16 protein-coding genes, 1 tRNA gene and 1 pseudogene are annotated in these 19,776 nt (G+C 67.8%); 11 read left to right on the top strand and 7 right to left on the bottom strand.

The window, feature by feature from the left end; genetic code table 11:
- The first annotated feature begins 182 nt into the window (after positions 1–182).
- Positions 183–2,009, top strand: coding sequence for an acyl-CoA dehydrogenase (locus tag LTV02_RS32880; protein WP_233035545.1), 1,827 nt, complete (start codon positions 183–185; stop codon positions 2,007–2,009).
- A 65-nt stretch (positions 2,010–2,074) separates the two neighbouring features.
- On the opposite strand, the gene LTV02_RS32875 is transcribed toward LTV02_RS32880, so the two are convergent.
- Positions 2,075–3,172 (bottom strand): GGDEF domain-containing protein, encoded by a 1,098-nt coding sequence (locus tag LTV02_RS32875; RefSeq protein WP_233035544.1) that lies wholly within the window; start codon positions 3,170–3,172, stop codon positions 2,075–2,077.
- Between the two features lie 280 nt (positions 3,173–3,452).
- Positions 3,453–4,031 carry an RBBP9/YdeN family alpha/beta hydrolase gene (locus LTV02_RS32870; RefSeq protein ID WP_233035543.1) on the bottom strand — a complete coding sequence of 193 codons (579 nt, stop codon included), beginning with the start codon at positions 4,029–4,031 and terminating at the stop codon, positions 3,453–3,455.
- 87 nt (positions 4,032–4,118) lie between these two features.
- On the opposite strand from LTV02_RS32870, the gene LTV02_RS32865 reads away from it, so the two are divergent.
- On the top strand, positions 4,119–4,712 hold the full coding sequence (locus tag LTV02_RS32865) for a TetR/AcrR family transcriptional regulator (RefSeq protein WP_233035542.1): 594 nt from the start codon (positions 4,119–4,121) through the stop codon (positions 4,710–4,712).
- On the opposite strand, the gene LTV02_RS32860 is transcribed toward LTV02_RS32865, so the two are convergent.
- Complete coding sequence (locus LTV02_RS32860) at positions 4,699–6,444, bottom strand: VanW family protein (RefSeq protein WP_233035541.1); 1,746 nt, start codon at positions 6,442–6,444, stop codon at positions 4,699–4,701. The two genes, LTV02_RS32865 and LTV02_RS32860, sit on opposite strands and share 14 nt — an antisense overlap.
- Positions 6,445–6,917: 473 nt before the next feature.
- On the opposite strand from LTV02_RS32860, the gene gnd reads away from it, so the two are divergent.
- From gnd to LTV02_RS32840, 4 genes are all read left to right on the top strand, one after another.
- Positions 6,918–7,946, top strand: a complete 1,029-nt coding sequence (gnd, locus tag LTV02_RS32855) for a phosphogluconate dehydrogenase (NAD(+)-dependent, decarboxylating) (RefSeq protein WP_233035540.1) — start codon at positions 6,918–6,920, stop codon at positions 7,944–7,946.
- A 139-nt stretch (positions 7,947–8,085) separates the two neighbouring features.
- Positions 8,086–9,255 carry a glycoside hydrolase family 3 N-terminal domain-containing protein gene (locus tag LTV02_RS32850; protein WP_067720772.1) on the top strand — a complete coding sequence of 390 codons (1,170 nt, stop codon included), beginning with the start codon at positions 8,086–8,088 and terminating at the stop codon, positions 9,253–9,255.
- Positions 9,256–9,388: 133 nt separating this feature from the next.
- Positions 9,389–9,994, top strand: a complete 606-nt coding sequence (locus LTV02_RS32845; RefSeq protein ID WP_067720771.1) for a TetR/AcrR family transcriptional regulator — start codon at positions 9,389–9,391, stop codon at positions 9,992–9,994.
- A gap of 114 nt (positions 9,995–10,108) precedes the next feature.
- Positions 10,109–11,284: a DUF5685 family protein gene (locus tag LTV02_RS32840; RefSeq protein WP_233035539.1), complete on the top strand. Its 1,176-nt coding sequence runs from the start codon at positions 10,109–10,111 to the stop codon at positions 11,282–11,284.
- Between the two features lie 213 nt (positions 11,285–11,497).
- Here LTV02_RS32840 and LTV02_RS32835 read toward each other — a convergent pair whose 3' ends face one another.
- Entirely contained in the window at positions 11,498–12,364 is an 867-nt protein-coding gene (locus tag LTV02_RS32835) for a MaoC family dehydratase (protein WP_233035538.1), read from the bottom strand.
- The gene (locus tag LTV02_RS32830; RefSeq protein WP_067720768.1) at positions 12,364–13,719 is read right to left on the bottom strand and encodes a 3-oxoacyl-ACP reductase; all 1,356 of its coding nucleotides are present in this window, start codon (positions 13,717–13,719) and stop codon (positions 12,364–12,366) included. The genes LTV02_RS32835 and LTV02_RS32830 overlap by 1 nt, the downstream gene beginning before the upstream one ends.
- A gap of 286 nt (positions 13,720–14,005) precedes the next feature.
- On the opposite strand from LTV02_RS32830, the gene LTV02_RS32825 reads away from it, so the two are divergent.
- Complete coding sequence (locus LTV02_RS32825) at positions 14,006–15,328, top strand: acetyl-CoA C-acetyltransferase (protein WP_067720767.1); 1,323 nt, start codon at positions 14,006–14,008, stop codon at positions 15,326–15,328.
- Positions 15,329–15,456: 128 nt separating this feature from the next.
- Positions 15,457–15,529: transfer RNA gene (locus LTV02_RS32820), tRNA-Ala, on the top strand.
- Between the two features lie 166 nt (positions 15,530–15,695).
- On the opposite strand, the pseudogene LTV02_RS39725 reads toward LTV02_RS32820, so the two are convergent.
- A pseudogene (locus LTV02_RS39725) lies at positions 15,696–16,973 on the bottom strand (ADP-ribosylglycohydrolase family protein); the annotation flags it as partial.
- Complete coding sequence (locus tag LTV02_RS32810; RefSeq protein ID WP_067720766.1) at positions 16,882–17,328, bottom strand: hypothetical protein; 447 nt, start codon at positions 17,326–17,328, stop codon at positions 16,882–16,884. The gene LTV02_RS32810 and the pseudogene LTV02_RS39725, both read right to left, overlap by 92 nt.
- A gap of 300 nt (positions 17,329–17,628) precedes the next feature.
- Between LTV02_RS32810 and LTV02_RS32805 the strand changes: the two genes are divergently transcribed.
- From LTV02_RS32805 to LTV02_RS32795, 3 genes are all read left to right on the top strand, one after another.
- Positions 17,629–18,114: a universal stress protein gene (locus LTV02_RS32805; RefSeq protein WP_067720765.1), complete on the top strand. Its 486-nt coding sequence runs from the start codon at positions 17,629–17,631 to the stop codon at positions 18,112–18,114.
- 109 nt (positions 18,115–18,223) lie between these two features.
- Positions 18,224–19,312, top strand: coding sequence for an isochorismate synthase (locus LTV02_RS32800; protein ID WP_233035536.1), 1,089 nt, complete (start codon positions 18,224–18,226; stop codon positions 19,310–19,312).
- Between the two features lie 292 nt (positions 19,313–19,604).
- Positions 19,605–19,775, top strand: coding sequence for a DUF2613 domain-containing protein (locus LTV02_RS32795; protein WP_084535691.1), 171 nt, complete (start codon positions 19,605–19,607; stop codon positions 19,773–19,775).
- Position 19,776: the final 1 nt, after the last annotated feature.

Here is a 19,776-nt window from a genome sequence, read left to right as displayed (position 1 = left end):
CGGTTCGTGCCGTTGCTCACATTCGGCCCTGATCATCTTGGCCACGGTTCTACCGGTCGGTAACATGGCGTATAAGTTACCCGCCAGTAGCGTTGCTTTACGGCGTCTACCCGGTGGAGACCTAACGGGCGGGAACGGCACACACCGAACCGCACCCATCTCAATGGAGAGTGAGTACGACCATGGGTCACTACAAGGCAAACGTCCGCGACCTCGAGTTCAACCTCTTCGAGGTGCTCGGGCTCGGTTCCCTGCTCGACAGCGGCGCATACGGCGATCTCGACGCCGACACCGTGAAGGAAATGCTCAACGAGGTCCGTCGCCTCGCCGAAGGCCCGCTGGCCGACTCCTTCGAAGACGGCGACCGCAACCCGCCGGTCTTCGACCCGGAGACCCACACGGTCAAGCTCCCCGAATCCTTCAAGAAGTCCTACAAGGCGCTCGAGGACGGCGAATGGTCCAAGGTGCCCGTGCGCGAGGAGCTCGGTGGCCTCGGCGCCCCCTCCGTCGTCGGCTGGGCCCTGGGCGAAATGATCCTCGGCGCCAACCCGCCGGCCCAGATGTACGCCGCCGGCGCCGGTTTCGCGCAGGTCTTCTACAACAACGGCACCGATGAGCAGAAGAAGTGGGCTCAGAAGATCGCCGACCGCAACTGGGGCGCCACCATGGTGCTGACCGAGCCCGACGCGGGCTCCGACGTCGGCGCCGGCCGCACCAAGGCGATCCAGCAGGAAGACGGCTCCTGGCACATCGAGGGCGTCAAGCGCTTCATCACCTCGGGTGACTCCGACGACCTGTTCGAGAACATCATGCACCTGGTGCTGGCTCGCCCCGAGGGCGCCGGCCCGGGCACCAAGGGCCTGTCGCTGTTCTACGTGCCGAAGTGGCACTTCGACTTCGAGACCGACACCCTGGGTGAGCGCAACGGCGTGTTCGTCACCAATGTCGAGCACAAGATGGGCATCAAGGTCTCGGCCACCTGTGAGGTCACCTTCGGCGGCCACGGCATCCCGGCCAAGGGCTGGCTGGTCGGCGAGGTGCACAACGGCATCGCGCAGATGTTCGACGTCATCGAGAACGCTCGAATGATGGTGGGCACCAAGGCCATCGCCACCCTGTCGACCGGTTACCTGAACGCGCTGGAGTACGCCAAGATCCGCGTGCAGGGCGCCGACCTGACCCAGATGACCGACAAGGCCGCGCCCCGCGTGACCATCACCCACCACCCGGACGTGCGTCGCTCGCTGGCCATGCAGAAGGCGTACGCCGAGGGCCTTCGCGCCATCTACCTGTACACCGCCGCGCACCAGAACGCCGATGTGGCCGAACTGGTTTCGGGCGCCGACAAGGACCTGGCGTTCCGCGTCAACGATCTGCTGCTGCCGATCGTCAAGGGTGTCGGTTCCGAGCGCGCCTACCAGTACCTGACCGATTCGCTGCAGACCTTCGGTGGCTCCGGCTTCCTGCAGGACTACCCGATCGAGCAGTACATCCGCGACGCCAAGATCGACTCGCTCTACGAGGGCACCACCGCCATCCAGGCGCAGGACTTCTTCTTCCGCAAGATCGCCCGCGACCGCGGCGTGGCGCTGGCCCACGTGGCCGGCCAGGTGCAGAAGTTCATCGAGCGTGAGGGCGGCAACGGTCGCCTGAAGGCCGAGCGCAAGCTGCTCGCCACCGCGCTGGAGGACGTGCAGGGCATGGCGGCCACCCTGACCGGGCACCTGATGGGCGCCCAGCAGGACCCGAAGGAGCTCTACAAGGTCGGCCTGGGTTCGGTCCGCTTCCTGATGGCCGTCGGTGACCTGCTCATCGGCTGGCAGCTGCTGCAGCAGGCCGAGGTCGCCATCAAGGCGCTCGACAACGGTTCGACCGAGCCGTTCTACCAGGGCAAGATCGCGTCCGCGCAGTTCTTCGCCCGCAACGTGCTCCCCGAGCTGACCGCGACCCGCACCATCCTGTCGAACCTCGACAACGACATCATGGAGCTGGACGAGGCCGCGTTCTGAGCCTGAACTTCCATACCGGAAGACAAACACTGCGGCCCGGGTGATCCCGGGCCGCAGTGCTGTGTTCAGGAGGGTTCGGCCAGGACCACGGCATTGCCGCCCATGCTCTTGGCGCGGTACATGGCGGCATCGGCGAAGGCCAGCAGGTATTCGGCGTGACGGGCATTCGAATTGCCTTCGATGACAGCGACTCCCACGCTGGCCGTGACCTGGGTGCCGGAGTCGCAGGTGGCGATGGCGCTGCGCACGCGTTCGGCTTCGGCGGTCGCCTCCTCGATCGAGGCCAGGCGTTCGACGATCACGAATTCCTCACCGCCACTGCGCGCCACGATCGATCCCGGGCGGGCGGCGGCGCGCAGGCAGTTCGCGGTGCGGATCAGCACCTGATCGCCTTGCGAGTGGCCGAAGGTGTCGTTCACGGCCTTGAAGCGATCCAGGTCGACGGTCATGACGCAGATGGGCGCGGAATCGCAGGACGAGAGCCAGCCGGACAGGTAGTAGTCCAGGCCGCGGCGGTCGAACAGACCGGTGAGCGGATCCGACAGCGCGTCCAGGCGCAGCAGCCAGAAACAGAAGTGCACGGCGGGCAGCACCACCACGGTCGCGGAGCCGAGACTCAGCACGATGGCGACCGCGAGCGCCAGATCCGCGGAGTAGTGCGCCAGCAGCCGGGACGCGAGCAGCAGAATGATCAGCAGGCACCAGGCGGCGTGCAGGGCGAGCAGGCGCGGTCCGTGGAAAATGGTGAAGTAGCTGCCGGTGACGACGAAGAGCACCGCGGCCATCGCGCCGTACATATGGTCGGTGTCGGACAGTCCGGTGATCGCGATGAGGGCATCGGCCAGGGCCAGGAGCAGCAGTGACACGCGTTCGCTCGGCCACGGCGCCAGCCACCAGTACACCACCCACACGCCCGCGACGGTCGCGGTGACCAGGTCGATGGCGATGCCGAGGCGGCTGCTCGGACCGGCCTCGGAGATCATGGTCAGCACCGTGATCACGAACATCACCCCGCCGGCCGCGGCGATGAGCACCTTTATCGGGCCGAGCGCACCCCGCGCCTCGAATGTCCGGACCAGCCAGCGATAGTCGACCGGATCGCGCCACCAGTCGCGCACCAGGGTGCGCCGATCGCGTCCGATATCACCACTAGCTGTCGACAACGTGGACCTTCTTCCCCAGGTTCTTCGGTCACCGAAACATCCAGGAGGTTTGCTGCCAGCAAGCCAAGTGTAGGCAACCGGCGTCACTCCGGCAGCTCTCGTTTCCCCCGGTCGGCAGGCTATCCCCGGATTGCCTGCCGCGCCACCCCGGCATGCCGGAAGTTCGCTGATTCCCGCCGTCCACGGGCGGAAATCTCGGTTCCCCGAAGTATCCACAGCTGTCCCAAGATTTATCCCCCGATTGTGGATAGACAGCTCAGCTGTGGATAACTCCGAATACTCACCGGCCCAGCACTTCTCGCACCAGCCGCTCGGCCTCGGGCAGTTCGGTGCGGGTGTCCGGGGTGGTGGGGAAATGCCCGCCGGTCGCGGTAACCGTTGCGGTGGCGTCCAATTCGGTCACGAACTTCATGATGTGATCCGGAGTGGCCGCACCGGTGACCGGGTCGTCGGCGGCGTGCAGAATACGGAAGTGCCTGGCGGCGGCCCGAATTCGCGGCCAGTCGAAACCGCCTTCGAAGAACGCGGCCAGGGCGTCGTAGCCGACCTCGCCCGCCATGGAGGCGACCAGGACCACGCCCGCGAACTGCCCTTCGGTCTCCGTGTCGTGCGCCTGCAGCAGTCGCAGCACGTTCACGCCGCCGAGGCTGTGACCGACCAGCACGGTGTCGGCCGCGGCACTGTCGCGCACCTCCTTCTGCAATGCGGTGAGCCATTCGGCCGCAACGGGATTCGCGGGATCGGGCAGCTGCGGGAGGCGGACCTCGTCACCCGCGGCGCGGAACTGCCCGGCCAGGTGCGGGTACCAGTTCTCGGCCGGGGCCATGGCGTATCCGTGGTTCACGACGATGGTGCTCATTGGGATCTCCTCGGTGATGCGGTCGAACTGAATCGAAACGCTACGTCGCGTTTGAATTAATGTCAACCGCGCTGCTACCGTGGGCCCATGCCGATCACCGATCGTCCCGCCCGCACCGGCGGCCGGGTCCGCAGCCAGGACGCCCACGACGCCGTGCTCGCCGCAGCCGCCGAACTGGTCGAGGAGATCGGGTACCAGCGCGTCACCATCGAGGGCGTGGCACAGCGGGCCGGGGTCGCCAAGAGCACCATCTACCGCTGGTGGAAGTCCAAGGCCGAACTGGTGATGGACGCCTACCGGCTGACGGTGGAAGAGCGCATGCCCGAACCCGATACCGGGAACGTGCGCGCGGACCTGATCGAATTCACCACCCGGCTGTACGGGATCAGCGCATATCCGGTGCGGGTCAAGGCACTTCGCGGGCTGATGGCCGAGGCGCAACTGGATGCCGGATTCGGAACCGCCTTCCGGGCCTGGGTGGACACCCGGCGCGCGGTGGTGGCGGGGCTGCTGGCGCGCGGGATCGAACGCGCGGAACTGACGGCCGATATCGATCTCGACTACGCGGCGGATCAGCTGTTCGGGGTGTTCTGGTACCGGCTGCTCACCGAACGCGAGCTGGAACCGGAACAGGCGGCCGACCATGTCGACCGCCTGCTCGAAGGGCTCACTCGCACTTGACGACCGGGACCGGATCGTATTTCACGGTCCGGGTCTTGCGGGAGATCTCCTTGCCGGTCTTGGCATCCCGGATGACCCGGGTGTCGGAGGTGGTGAAACCGGGCGCACCGTCGGAGGCGATGCAGTTCTTGCCCTTGGGCAGCGTCACCGTGGTCGGTTCGGTCGGCTTGGTGCGCTCGCCGCTGATCGATTCCACCTCGACGGTCTTGGTGCTCCACAACCGCACGGTGACCTCCGAATCGGTGGTCGAGGTCTCGATCAGCACGCCGTAGGGGCTGTTGTTGCGGAACTTCAGATCGATCGCGCCGTCGAACACGGTGGCCTCGCGCGCCGCCGGATAGCGCGAGATGTAGTAGCTGTGCTCGGTGTGCCCGGCATCCTCCATGCCCGCGAAATACGAGGCGTTGTAGAGGGTGGTGGCGAACTGGCTGATGCCGCCGCCGACCGCGACGCCGGGGCGGCCGTGATCGATGATGCCGGACTCCACATAGCCCTGGTCGATACCGCGCGGACCGGTGAAGTCGTTGAGCGAGAAGGTGTCTCCGGGTTTCACCACCGCGCCGTCCACCTTCTTGGCCACCACGCGGATGTTCACGCCGGACGGGCCGCTGAAACCGGAGGTGGTGAAGGAACCGATCGGCTGCACCACGCCCAGCTTCTCGGCCTCGTCGGTGGCGAGCTTGGGCTTCACCTGCTCGTAGACGACGGCGCGGGTGCGGTCGCCTGGCGAAACCAGCAGGGCGGCAAGCCCTTCGAAGGTCTTCTCCCAGTTGATGGTGTCGCCGGTGACCGCGGGCACCACGGTGGCGCGACCGCCGGACAGGGCAAAGGTGGCGTCCTTGGGCTCCACCTCGGTGCGCTTCAGCTGCGGGTCCAGCGCGGCGATCAGGGCCTCGGTGTTGTACGAAAGGGTCAGTGCGCCTTGCCCGTCCGGCTGGAAGGTGAGCGCGCCGGCGATCTGGGCGGGTTCGAGCACCCCGTTGCCGCCCTTGCCGGTGAAGGTGACGGCGGAACGCACGGCGGGCTGCGCGGATTCGCGGATCGCCCGGTCCACCGCGTCCGCGCGCACCTGCGGCTGCTTCTCCACGGCGGGCAGGTCCAGCACCGAGCCGTCGGCCCAATGTTCGGCCAGCACAGCGCGGGCGGCGGTCACGTCGAGCACACGACCGGGCACCGGCTGTACCGGCACGGGTCTGGCCTGTTCGAAAACCACGCCGCCCTCGACGGGTTGGCGGTCGTGGGCGGTCAGCGCCTGCAGCTGTTTGTCCATGGCGGCGGCATCGACGATGGGGGCGGGCTCCACGTCGCGGGTGCCGAAGAACGACCACAGCCGGGTGAACGGATTCACCGGCTGCCCGCCGACCCGGTCCCAGGTGCCGTCCCAGTCCACGCCCAGCCCCGCGTCGCGCGGCACCAGCGTGGTCTTCACATCACCGATCTCGACCGTCAGCGGTTGCGCCACACGCTGATTCAGCTCGGCTTCCAGGCGATTCTGCGCGACGGCGCGGTCCAGGCCGCCGATATCGATGCCCGCGACCTGCACGCCGCGCGGCACCTCGCCGGACGATAGCGACCAGTCCAGCGCATAGGCGACTCCGCACGCGGCCATCAGCACACCCGCGGCGATCCCGGCTCGGCGGGCCGCGGTGGAGTTCAGGAACTGCCGTCCGGGCGTCGGTTCCTCGACGGGCCGACGCGCATGCGCGTGACGTCCGGGACTACCGCTGGTCACGAACCATCCTCCCAAATGGTCGACTGGCAAACTCGCACAGCGCGAATTCCCCGCCCACCTTAATGGCCGCCACCGACAACCCGCAGCTCGGCCGTAAGGTTGGCGAACTTCCAGCAAATACTCTCGTCGACAAACGCGACAACTGATTTCGCGGCGATCCGGGTAACTCACCGGGTACGCCCAGAATTGATTCGGCTCCCATCCGCCGGCACGCGTGCCGGGCCGGCAACGGCTCCGAGCCGTGCGCGGAATTCTCGGGGAGGCGGTACAGAGCTCCGTGCGGTTGCCGGGTCGGGGGTCTGGCAACAGCACGGAGCCACCCCGTCTATCGGAGTGGGTTCGAGGGCGTTACACACCCGCGCGGCGCTGCCGGAAAAAACTTCCAGCGGGTAAGACTGGGACAATCGAGGCAAATGCCGTCAGGCGAAGCTCGAGGACCATGCCGCGGCTCCGGACTACTCGAGGAGATGAGCATGCAGCTCGGAATGATCGGGCTCGGCCGTATGGGCGCCAATATCGTGCGGCGGATCGCCGGGGACGGGCATACGGCCGTCGGCTACGAACGCAAGCAACCGCATATCGGCGAGCTCTCGGCGGAACTGGGCGACCGGTTCAGCGGAACCACGGATCTGCCGAAGTTCGTGGCTCTGCTCGCGAAGCCGCGGGTGGTGTGGGTGATGATTCCGGCGGGGGCGACGGGGGCGGTGATCGACGAATTGTCGGAACTGCTGGAGCCCGGGGACATCATCATCGATGGCGGGAACAGCCGGTACCACGAGGACATCAAGCGCGCTGCGATGTTGCTGCCCAAGGGGATTCACTATGTGGATATCGGGACCTCGGGTGGGGTGTTCGGGCTGAAACGGGGGTTCTGCTTGATGATCGGCGGGGAAGCGGACACGGTTTCGTACATCGAGCCGCTGCTGAAGTCCATCGCGCCCGGAGTCGATGCCGCGCCGCGCACTCCCGGTCGCAGCGGTGAACCGTCCACCTCGGAACAGGGTTATCTGCATTGCGGGCCGGCGGGTGCGGGCCACTTCGTGAAGATGGTGCACAACGGCATCGAGTACGGGGCGATGGCGGCTTACGCCGAGGGGATGAACATCCTGCACCACGCCAATGTGGGGAAGCAGTCGGACGCGGAGCATTCCGCCGAGGTGACGCCGCTCGAGCATCCCGAGTATTACCGGTACGACATCGATCTACCCGAGGTCACCGAGGTCTGGCGGCGCGGATCGGTAGTCGCGTCCTGGTTGTTGGATCTGACCGCCGCCGAACTCTATGCCGATCCCAACCTCGATTCCTTCGGCGGACGCGTCTCCGATTCGGGCGAGGGCCGTTGGACCGTCGACGCCGCCATCGACGAAGGCGTTCCGGCGCCGGTACTTTCGGCCGCGCTGTTCCAGCGCTTCGCTTCCCGGGGTGAGTCCCTGTACGCCGACAAGGTGCTCTCGGCCATGCGCCAGGCCTTCGGCGGACATCACGAACTGCCAGGGAAGTAACAACTCTCGCGGCGCTCGGGGGCAAGCTCCTGAAACCCCAGTGGAATTGATTCCCCCGGGCGTGCGACACGCGGCGTGGCGGTGCGCGAAGTTGGTGTCGGAGTGGGTTGCGCGCACATCGGCGGCTACCGTCGGACGCATGCGCCTTGCACCGGGGATCGTCCTCGCACTGACCGCCGTCGTGCTGACCGCCTGTTCGGGCAGCAACAGCGGCTCGTCCAGCGACTCCGCGTCCGGTTCGTCCACGTCCGGCAGCAGCAGTAGCGCCGTGCCGCCCACCACATCCGGGAAACAGGATTGCGCCGCAGGGTATTTGGCGCAGTTCACACCGCGCCAGAAGCTGGCGCAGTTGCTCACGGTGGGTGTCACCGGGGCCGCGGACGCGGAGAACGTGATCAAGACCGAGCAGGTGGGCGGGATCTTCGTGGGCGGCTGGACCGACAAGTCCATCCTGACCGACCAGTCCTCGATGGCCAAGGTCAAGGCGGCGGCGCGGACCCCGCTCATGGTGACCATCGACGAGGAAGGCGGCCGGGTGTCGCGGGTCAAGGACCTGATCGGCCCGGCGCCCTCGGCCCGGGTCACCGCGCAGACCATGACCCCGGACGAGTTCTACAAGTTCAGCCTGGACCGGGCGCAGAAGCTGAAGGCGCTGGGCGTCACCGTGGATTTCGCGCCGGATGTGGACGTGAGCGCGCAGCCGGACGATTCGGTGATCGGCGACCGTTCCTTCTCCGATGACCCGGACGTGGTGGTCCAGTACGCCGATGCCCTCATCCGCGCCTATCACGAGGCCGGCATCGGCACCGTCATGAAGCATTTCCCAGGCCACGGCTCCGGTTCGGGCGACTCGCACACCGGTGCGGTGCGCACGCCGCCGCTGGCCGAACTCCAGGACAAGGACCTGGTGCCGTATCGCAAGCTGATCGACTCCGGGTCGGCGGTCATGGTCGGGCATCTGGACGTGCCGGGACTGACCGAGCCGAATGTCCCGGCCAGCATCAGCCCGCAGGCCATGGCGCTGCTGCGGCAGGGCACCGGCTACGATTCGGCACCCTTCACCGGTGTGATCTTCACCGATGATCTGGGCGGTATGGCGGCCATCACCGCGCGCATGAGCATCGCCGACGCGGTGGAAGCCGCCCTGGTCGCGGGGGCCGACAATGCCCTGTGGATCACCACCGACGCGGTGCCGCAGGTGCTGGATCGGCTGGAGCAGGCGGTGTCGAGTGGCCGGCTACCGGGAAGCCAGGTGGATGCCTCGGTGCTGCGCATGGCAAAGTTCAAGGGCACCGCGCCGCACTGCTGAGGGCCGCTCGATCACCCTCCTGGCAACTGATCCGGCGCGGTTCACCCGCCTGATCGGCGAATCACCGGCAATTCGGGGTCGCGGAACTTACCATGGAGTAAGATAAGGGCTTCGATATGTCCTAGGAGAGTGCATGGCTGGCGGAACGAAACGGCTTCCTCGCGCGGTGCGCGAGCAGCAGATGCTCGACGCCGCCGTGGAGGTCTTCTCCCGCAAGGGTTATCACGACACCTCCATGGACGCGATCGCCGCCGAGGCGAAGATCTCCAAGCCCATGCTGTACCTCTACTACGGCTCCAAGGACGAGCTCTTCCGGGCCTGCATCCACCGGGAGAGCATCCGGTTCATCGAAGCCGTCGCGGTGGCCGGCAACCCCAAGCTGACGCCGCACGAGCAATTGCGGGCGGGCCTGGAGGCCTTCCTTTCCTATGTGGACAACAACCGGCTGTCCTGGCAGGTGCTCTACCGGCAGGCGCTCGGCCAGGCGCCGTTCGCCTCGGAGATCGCCAACAGCCGGGACCGGATCATCGAGCTGACCGCGAAGCTGCTGGAATCCAGCGCCAAGTACGCCGAGCCCGGGACCAATTTCGAGGTGGTGTCGGTGGCCGTGATCGGCGCGGGCGAGGCCATCGCGGACCGGGTGGCGGCCGGGCAGATCGAAATGGCCGAGGCCGTGAACCTGCTCGACGATCTGGCCTGGCGCGGTCTGTCGGGCAAGAAGAAGGCCGAGACGGTCTGACCCGGGCCCGGCTGAACCGCCGGGTTGCCCGCGCCGTGGAACCCTGCGACAGTTCGCTCTGATCGTGTCGCTGGACCGCCCGGATCGGGTCGGGCGGGGAATGGGGAATTCGCTGTGTTCGGGCTGCTCAAACCGTGTACACACAATGCCGGGAAGTACGGGCTCACCGTCTCGGACTTCCAGGCCCAGATGTGCGGGCTGTGCCTGGGATTGCGCGACGGTCACGGTCAGGTCGCCCGCGCGGCCACCAACACCGACGCCATTCTGCTCGGAATGCTCACCGAGGCACAGCAATCGGATCCGGCGGACCGGCGCACCGCCGGCCCATGCCCCGCGCGCGGTATGCGCCGGGCGAGCGTGGCGGCCCCCGGCTCCCCCGGCGTGCGCCTCGCCGCGACGGCTTCACTCCTGTTGGGCGCGGCCAAGATTCGCGACCATATCGATGACGGCGACACCGGGAAAGTGGCCGGGCTCCCGCTCGCGCGGGTCTCGAATCGCTGGCACGGCCGGGCCCGCGCGGCGGCGGGCGGGATCGGACTGGACATCGAACCGCTGATCACCGCGATCGAATCGCAAGCGCGCCTGGAACAGACGCCGGGCGCCTCCCTCGACGATCTGACCGGCCCCACCCAGCTGTGCGCGGCCGAGTTGTTCGGGCACACCGCGATACTCGCCGGGAAACCCGAGAACACCGACGCGCTACGCGAAGTCGGCTGGCACTTCGGGCGGATCGCGCATCTGGCCGACGCCATCGAGGATCTCGAGGCTGATCGCGAGCACGGGCGGTTCAATCCGCTGACCGCGACCGGAACCTCCACCGGCGAGGCGTACGAGCTGCTGCGGGAATCGAATTCGCTGTTGCGTGCAGCACTGCTGCGCACCGGATTGGAGAAGACCGCCGAGGTGCGGTGGATGCTGCTCGATCCGCTGCGCACCGTCGTGCGGCGGCTGGGGCAGGCGGCCGGGTCGGTACGGGCGTGCGGGATGCATGCTCAGCACGGCGTCGAACCGCCGCGAACTCCGTTCAGCCGCCCGGGATTCTGGGAGGGCATCGGAATCGGGGTCACCCAGTACTGCACCGGTTACGCCTGCTGCGCCGAGCACACCAATCCGTGCACCGGTGAGCAGAAGAAGTCGTGGCTCGAGCGGAATCTGCACGAGGTGTGCGATTGCGGCTGCGACGGCTGCTCGAACTGCTGCAGCTGCAATTGCGGCGATGGCGACGGCGGCTGCTGCGGTGATTGCGACTGCTGCGACTGTGATTGCTGCGGTTGCGATTGCAGCTGCTGACCCGCGCACCACAACCAGCTCGGCGAACACGCCCCTGAAACCAAAAACCGCGCACCGATTCGTGATCCGGATGTCGAAACCCCTGCGAGACGACATACGGTTCGCGAATCGGTGCGCGGTGGGCACTTCGCGGTGCCGGTGCGGCGCTACGGAGTGCGAACTCCCGGTGTCCGGGACGAGGTCTTGACGAACCCCGGGAGTTGGGCTCCTACCTTAGCGCAGGGTGGCGGTGAGGTGCGGGTAACCCTTCTTCGGATTCCGCAACGCCAGGTCCCAGCCGCCTTCGACGCGGTCGGCGTACACGTTCACGGTGGACGGCAGGAAGATCGGCTTGCCGAACTTCACGTCGTAGGTGACCTGGCCGGGCACCCGCCCCTCGAGATTCGAGAGGATATTGGCGGCCGACCACATGCCGTGCGCGATCGGCTTCGGGAAACCGAAAGCCTTGGCGCCCAGCGCGGAAGTGTGGATCGGATTGTGGTCACCCGATGCGGCGGCGTACCGGTTGATCATCTTCTGATCGACCCGGGTCTGCCGCAGCGGCGCGGGCGCTTCCTCCTCCGGCTTCGGCTCCGGCTTGGGGCCGCCCGAGAGCGAGGTGCGCTGCTGGTGCAGGAAGGTGGTGACCTGCCGCCACACCAGTTCCCGGCCCACACTCACCTCGGTGATGGCATCGACGAGCAGGCCCTTGGGGTGCTCGCGCAGGTTCTCGATGTGGGTTTCGAAGTCCAGCGGCTCCGACACCGAGATGTCCCGGGTGCGTTCGATGGTGTTCTGCGCGTGCACCGCGCCGACCGCCACGAACGGGAAGTCCCGCGCCACCACCAGCTGCATGGCCAGCGGGAAGCTGAGCACGAACGGGTAGGTCAGCGGCAGGGCGTCGTCGAAGCGCAGCCCGGTGGCCCGGCAGTAGGCGGCCAGATGGTCGGGATCGACCTGCAGCCCCTCCAGCTTGATGACCCGGTCGGGCAGCTTGGACGGCCGCGCCGAAAGTCCCGGCACCGGCACCGCTCCCAGTGCCGCCTTGACAAAAAGGCTGCTGTTCTTGGGGATTTCGCTGAGCGTGATGGTCTGGCTCATCATGCTCCGATCAGGGCCTGGCCGCAGACGCGAACGATATTGCCGGACACCGCGTTCGAGGCCGGGGAGGCGAAGTAGGCGATGGTCTCGGCGACGTCCACGGTCTGACCGCCCTGCAGCAGCGAGGACAGCAGGCGGCCGGCCTCACGGGTGCCGAGCGGGATCGCGGCGGTCATGGCGGTCTCGATGAAGCCGGGGGCCACCGCGTTGATGGTGATGCCCTTCTCGGCCAGCTTCGGCGATTCGGCGTTCACCATGCCGATGACGCCGGCCTTGGACGCGCCGTAGTTGGTCTGGCCGCGGTTACCGGCGATACCGGCGATGGAGGACACGTCGATGACGCGGCCGCCGGACTTGAGCGCACCCGCGGCGACGAGGCCCTCGGTAATGCGGTGCGGGGCAGCCAGGTTCACGTTGATGACCGAGTTCCAGCGGCCGTCGTCCATGTTGGCGAGCAGCTTGTCCCGGGTGATGCCCGCGTTGTGCACGACGATGTCGATGCCGCCGAAGCGCTCGGTGGCGAAGGCGGCCAGCTTCTCGGCGGCGTCGGGGGCGGTGACGTCCAGCGCGAGGGCGGTGGCGCCGACCTTGTTGGCGGTCTCCGACAGCGCCTCACCGGCGGCCGGGATGTCGGCGACGATGACGGTCGCGCCGTCCCGGGCGAAGACCTCGGCGATGGTGGCGCCGATGCCGCGGGCCGCACCGGTCACCACGGCGACCTTGCCTTCCAGCGGCTTGTCCCAGGAGGCGGGGGCGGTGGAGTCGTCCTTGCCCACCTTGAAGACCTGGCCGTCGACGAAGGCCGACTTGCCGGAAAGGATGAAGCGCAGGGTGGATTCGAGGCCGGTGGCGCCGGCGGCGGCCTCCGGGTGCAGGTACACCAGGTTGGCGGTGGCGCCGCGCAGCAGCTCCTTGCCGACCGAGCGCGAGAAGCCTTCGAGGGCGCGCTGGGCGATCTGCTCGTCGACGGTGGCGGACAGTTCCGGGGTGGTGCCGATGACGAGCACGCGGCCGGACGGGGCGATGCTGCGCATGGCGGGCTGGAAGAACTGGAACAGCTGCTCGAGCTCTTCGATGGTCTTGATGCCGGTGGCGTCGAAGACCAGCGCGCCGAACTTCACGCCGGGGGTCACGCCATCGACGAAGGTGTAGTCGCCCAGCAGGTTTCGCACGGCGTCGGCCACGCGGCCCTTGCCGCCGACCAGCACCGGACCGGGGAGCGCGGGCTCGCCGGCCTTGTAACGACGCAGGGTTTCCGGCTGCGGCAGGCCCAGCTTCGAGGCCAGGAACGCGCCGGGGGCGGAGTGGATGAACGATCCGTACAGATTGGGAGCGCCCTTGCTCTTGGCAGCCACTGGTTCCTACCTTCTCTTCGTCTCAGGTCCAACTCTCGGGACTCTCAGGGGCTTCGCCCCCGAACCCCCCGGAGCTGCGCGGGGTCGTTTACGCCTCGATTGTCTATCGCGTGCGTGTGGTTCGGCCCCACTTGCGGGCTCGGCCCAGAGCGGTCTCGAGCACACCAACGGGGTCCGGTGTCGACAAATGAACTTACTCCAGAGTAAGTTTAATGTAAACCGACAGCAGCGGGTCCCGCGGGATCGCGCGCAGGGGAAATCCACCGACGAGACACTGGAGACTCGAGTGACCACCAAAGCCCGTTCGGCGAAGACCGCGGCCAAGAACACCAAGCAGGCCCGCCCGGTAGCCATCCTCGGCGGTAACCGCATTCCGTTCGCTCGCTCCGACGGCAAGTACGCCCACGCCTCCAACCAGGACATGTTCACCGCCGCGCTGAACGGCCTCGTCAGCCGCTTCGGCCTGCAGGGCGAGCGCCTGGGCATGGTCGTCGGCGGCGCGGTGCTCAAGCGGGTCGGCGAGCACGGCATGATCCGCGAGTCGGTGCTCGGCTCCACCCTGTCCCCGTACACCCCGGCCCACGACCTGCAGCTGGCCTGCGGCACCGGCCTGCAGTCCATCGTCACCGTGGCCGACGGCATCGCGCTGGGCCGGCTGGAGAACGGCATCGGCGGCGGCACCGACACCACCTCCGACGCGCCCATCGGCGTGAGCGAGGGCATGCGCGAGTGGATGCTCGACGCCAACCGCGCCAAGAAGAACTCCGACTACGTGAAGCTGGTCGGCCGCCTGCGCCCGTCCATGGTCGGCATCGAGATCCCGCGCAATGCCGAACCGCGCACCGGACTTTCGATGGGCGAGCACGCCGCCATCACCGCCAAGGAATTCGGCGTCTCCCGCGAGGCCCAGGACGAGCTGGCCTACCTGTCGCACAAGAACATGGCCGCCGCCTACGACCGCGGTTTCATGGACGACCTGATCACCCCCTTCCTGGGCCTGACCCGCGACGACAACCTGCGTCCCGGCTCGACCATCGAGAAGCTGTCGACCCTGAAGCCGGTGTTCGGCACCAAGCTGGGCGACGCCACCATGACCGCCGGCAACTCCACCCCGCTCACCGACGGCGCGTCGGCGGTGCTGCTGGGCTCCGAGGAGTGGGCGGCCTCGCGCAACCTGTCGCCGCTGGCCTACCTGGTGGACTCCGAGGTCGCCGCGGTGGACTACATCCACGGCCCCGACGGCCTGCTGATGGCCCCCACCTACGCGGTGCCGCGCCTGCTGGCCCGTAACGGCCTGACCCTGCAGGACTTCGACTACTACGAGATCCACGAGGCGTTCGCGTCCGTCGTGCTCGCCACCCTGCAGGCGTGGGAGTCGGATCAGTACTGCAAGGAGCGCCTGGGCCTGGACGGCGCGCTCGGCTCGATCGACCGGTCGAAGCTGAACGTGAACGGTTCCTCGCTGGCCGCGGGCCACCCGTTCGCCGCCACCGGCGGCCGCATCATCGCCCAGACCGCCAAGCAGCTGGCGGAGAAGGGTGGCGGCCGCGCGCTGGTCTCCATCTGCGCCGCGGGCGGCCAGGGCGTCGTGGCGATCGTCGAGCGCTAGTCGCATGGCGGCATAGCCGGCGCAAGCCTCGAGGGCGGTATCGGATTCCTCCGGTACCGCCCTTCGCCGTATCGCCGCGAAAACCCGGTGCGGGCAAACGATCTCGGCCGCTAGGCTGACCGGCGGGCCGCGGAGTGGATCAGTTGGTAGATCACCTTTCTGGCAGAGAGGGAGTCGCGGGTTCGATCCCCGCCTCCGCGGCCCCCTGATCGATCAGCGCCGTCGTGCGCCGCGCCAGGTCCGTGATGCCGCTGCTGTCGTATCCGGAGACCGCGCTGCGCAAGCGGTCGTGCAGGGGTGCCGTCCAATGCGCCGGGATACCGGACGCCCCGGTCAGCACGCCCGCCACCGAGCCCACGGTCGCGCCGTTGGAGTCGGTGTCCCAGCCCGCCTGCACGGTGAGACCGACCGTCCGGGTGAAATCGCCTTCGCCCCAGAGCAGTCCGGCGGCGATACAGGCCGCATTGCCGATGGCGTGGACCCAGTTGTAATGGCCGTGCCGCGCGCGGATCGCCGCGACGGCGTGGTCCCAGGGAAATCCCCGGCGAAAATCTTCGGCAACCTCGGTGAGCGCCACCGCCAGGCGGGAGCGCGGCGGCAGCACCTGATGCGCGACGGCCAGCGCGGTGTGCGGATCGGGGGCGGTGAAAGCGGCCGCCACCAGCGCGGCGGCCCACATGGCGGCCCATAATCCATTGCCCACGTGCGAGATCGAGGCGTCGCGGGCGGCCAGGGCGGCGGCGCGATGCGGATCGCCCGGGCTGACGTAACCGTAGATATCGGCGCGGATGAGCGCACCTATCCACTCGCGGTACGGGTTTCGCCAGGTGGCGGTCTCGGGCGGCAGGTATCCGTCGATGAGATTGCGGTAGGCGACGCGCTCGGCGGTGTACGTCTGCAAGAACGGGAGACGTTCCAGCCAGAGGGCCGCGACATCCGCCACCGTGAAATCGGGGCCGTGCTGTTCGAGCAGGTGCAGGCCCAGCACCGTGTAGTCGAGGTCGTCGTCGCGCGGTGCGCCGTCGACGTGGCCGAGCGTGGATTCCGCCCAGGTCCAATGCAATCGGAGGTCGTCGGGCATGGGATCGCGGGCGGGGACGTAATCGCGCAGGGGGTAGGCGGCGGCGGGTTCCAGATAGGCGCGGATGCGGTCGGGTGTCCAGACGAAACCGTTCTCCAGCGGCTTGCCGAGCGTGCAGCCGATGCAACGGCCCAGCCAGCCGCCGTGGATGCGATCGAGCAGTTCCGAATGCCGCAGGGCGACCGGGCTTTTCGCGGCGGTGGGGGCGTCGCGGGCGCGCGGCGGACCGATATCGGCCCATTCGTCGTAGGGCCAGCCGGGTAGTCGCGGCGCCGCCTCCACCCGGTCCAGCAGCTTCCAGCAGGAACCCGGCTGTGGCTTCGCGGTGTGGGTGAGTTCGCGGACCTCCTCCGCGAAATCGTCCACCGCGTAACCGGATTCCCGGCGCTGGCACCATTCGAAGTACAGCAGGGCGCGCGGATCGGCCTCGTGGTGGCCGAAGAACGCCGTCTCTATCGAATCCACCGAATCCTCACAGGACCGCCTGCGCGGCGGCCACCACCTCGGACAGCAGGGGCATTGATTCGTCGCGCTGGGGAGCGCGCGCCCACCAGCGGCCCTCATGGGTGTGCCGGCCGAATCCGGTGGGCAGGATGACATTACTGCGATGCGGGCCGATATCGACGCTGTTGCGTTCGAGAATCTCTATGCACTCATCGGAGGGGTAGCCGTCGAACACGGCCAGGAAGGTGCGGCGCGGCGGGCGCTCGCGCACCAGCACCGGGCCGGGCACGCCGATCCGTTCGAGTTCGTCGAGTATCAAGGCCCCCAACGGTTCCGGGGTGTTCAATGCCGCGATGGTGTCGATCAGCGGTAGTACGACGAAACCCGGGGTGGTCACGTGCACATACGGCAGTCCGAACAGGGAGCGATACACGCGCGCCCATTCCTGCGGAGTCGTCAGCTCGTCCAACCGCACAATCCACCCCTCGTTCGGGCCTTGCTCCAACGACGGCGATGTCGATCGTCGGCGAGAGCCGACACACTTACCAATTCTCAGTGAAAACCCCGCTGAGCGCGCGCACTACGAATTTGGGTGAATCGTTCGCAAACGGTTTGCAAGCTGTGCTGTGTTCGATGGCCCTTCGCTCCGCTCCGGGCGTGTTCGCGGCGCTGGGCGGCGCGAACCTCCAACCGCAGAGGTTGCGGGTCCCGCGTAAAGGTGCCGTTCGGGGGTAGCCTCAGATCAGAGTCGGACGTTCCCATCAGGAGGTTCGTCATGCCCTGCGATCTGATGCTCATCGCCTACGACGGCTCCGAGAACGCACGCCGGGCCGTCGAATACGCCGGCCGGTTCCTGGCCGCGAACAGAGCCGTGGTGCTCACCGCGTGGGAGCCCATGGTGCGGCAGGCGGCGCGGCTGTCCGGGATCTCCGGGGTGATGCAGCCCGACTGGGTAACCGACGAGGAGATCGAGGACATCGCGTTCGCCGATGCCAAAACCATCAATGCCGAGGGCGTGAAGCTGGCCAAGCTGGCCGGGCTGAACGCCGAGGCACGGACCGTGGAATGCACCACCACCATCTGGACGGCCATTGTCGAAGTGGCCGACGAACTGGATGTGGACATCATCGTGGCGGGCACCCGCGGGGCCACCGGCATCCGGGCGCTCATGCACTCCAGCGTTGCCGACGCGGTGCTCAAACACTGCCATCGGCCGGTGCTCATGGTGCCGCCCGGGCGGGAACCCGGGCCGAAACCCTGACGGCGCAACGACACTGGAAGATCGCTGGTCGGACAGGCCGCGGCCGGGTGCTGAGAGATGCGTCGCTCCCCTGCCGCCACCCCCGCGGGACCGGACTAGGGTCGGAAATATGGACGGTTTTCTGCTCGCGACACCCGACGGTGTCGTACGCACCAGCGGCACGCGACGCGCGTTCGACAGCGTGGCCGGTGCGAGCGCGGCGCTGCGGGACGGAACCGCCGAACTGATCGTCGGCGCACTCCCCTTCGACCCGGCCCGACCCGCCGCCCTGCGCGCACCCGCCGAAGCCCTCCACACCGCCGGACCCTGGCGGCCCGCCGCGCTCCCGGCCCTGCCGGAAGTCCGCATCGTCACCGAAATCCCCAGTGCCGCAGAGCATGTCGCGCGCGTGACGAAACTGGTCGAACAACTCTCCGACCCCGGCCGGCCGCTGCGCAAAGTGGTGGCCGCCCGCTCCCTGCTCGCCACCGCCGACGCGCCCCTGGACCCCGAACTGATCGCCGCGCACCTGATCACCCGGCATCCGCGCGCCAACGTCTTCGCCGTCGACCTCACCCCCGCCGGCCGCCCCGGCGAAACCCTGCTCGGCGCGACCCCCGAAGTCCTGGTCGCCCGGCACGGCACCGCCGTCACCCTGCGCCCGCTGGCCGGAACCCTCCCCCGCCTCGCCGACCCCGCCGCCGACGCCGCCCAAGCGCGAGAACTCTTGGCCAGCACCAAGAATCAGGACGAGCACGCGTACGTGATCGAGTGGATCCGCGAACGCCTCGGCCCCGTCTGCGACCTCGTCATCCCCGACGGCCCGGAACTCCTGCAAACCCCCGAGGTCTGGCATCTGGCCACCCCCATCACCGGCACCCTCCACGACCCCTCGGTCACCGCCCTCGACCTCGCCGTCCTCCTGCACCCCACCCCCGCGATCTGCGGCACCCCCACCGACCTCGCGCTGGAACTCATCACCGATCAAGAAGGCGACCGCGGCTTCTACAGCGGCGCCGTCGGCTGGTGCGACGACCACGGCGACGGCGAATGGGTGGTAGCCATCCGCTGCGCCGAACTCTCCGCCGACGGCCTGACCCTGCGCGCCTTCGGCGGCGGCGGCATCGTCGCGGCCTCCGATCCCCACACCGAACTCGTGGAGACCACGGCCAAACTCCGCACCTTCTTCAACGGCTTGAATTGCGCGGTGCCCGAATAGCTCCGTGTGGATCCCAGCCAACCGACCACTTCACCACGGAGTTCGACGTACGAACGACCATTCCCGCTTCGAGGTTCGGCGGGCAATCCACAGCCCTTTCGCCTCGGAGTTCGGGCAGGTCGCCTGCCCTCGATCGAGGGTTCGGGGGCTTGCCCCCGAGACGCTTCCCCAAGGGGTTGAGGGGCGCAGCCCCTGGGAGTTTCGAGAGTTGATCGAACTCCTGTCGGCCGATCGGTGATCGACCTGCTAGGTTGGCCGAGTTACGCATGCGTCCGATGTTGGGAGTACCGCGATGAAGTTTGCCGTTCCTGGTGCAGCGAGTGCTGTCGGTGGAGCCCTGGTCGGGCTGGCGGCGGTCCTGGTCATCACGATGGCGGCCTCGCAGGACACGCGCCCCGACATCGATCGCAGTGGCGACTCTTCCTCGTCGCTGCTGAACAACGTTGAGTACGGCGCCCGCTGAC

Origin of the sequence: Nocardia yamanashiensis, assembly GCF_021183565.1 — a bacterium.
In the GTDB taxonomy this organism is placed as follows: domain Bacteria; phylum Actinomycetota; class Actinomycetes; order Mycobacteriales; family Mycobacteriaceae; genus Nocardia; species Nocardia yamanashiensis.
The sequence above is the reverse complement of the archived record's forward strand: the minus strand, read 5'-3'. Positions and strand labels throughout refer to the sequence as shown.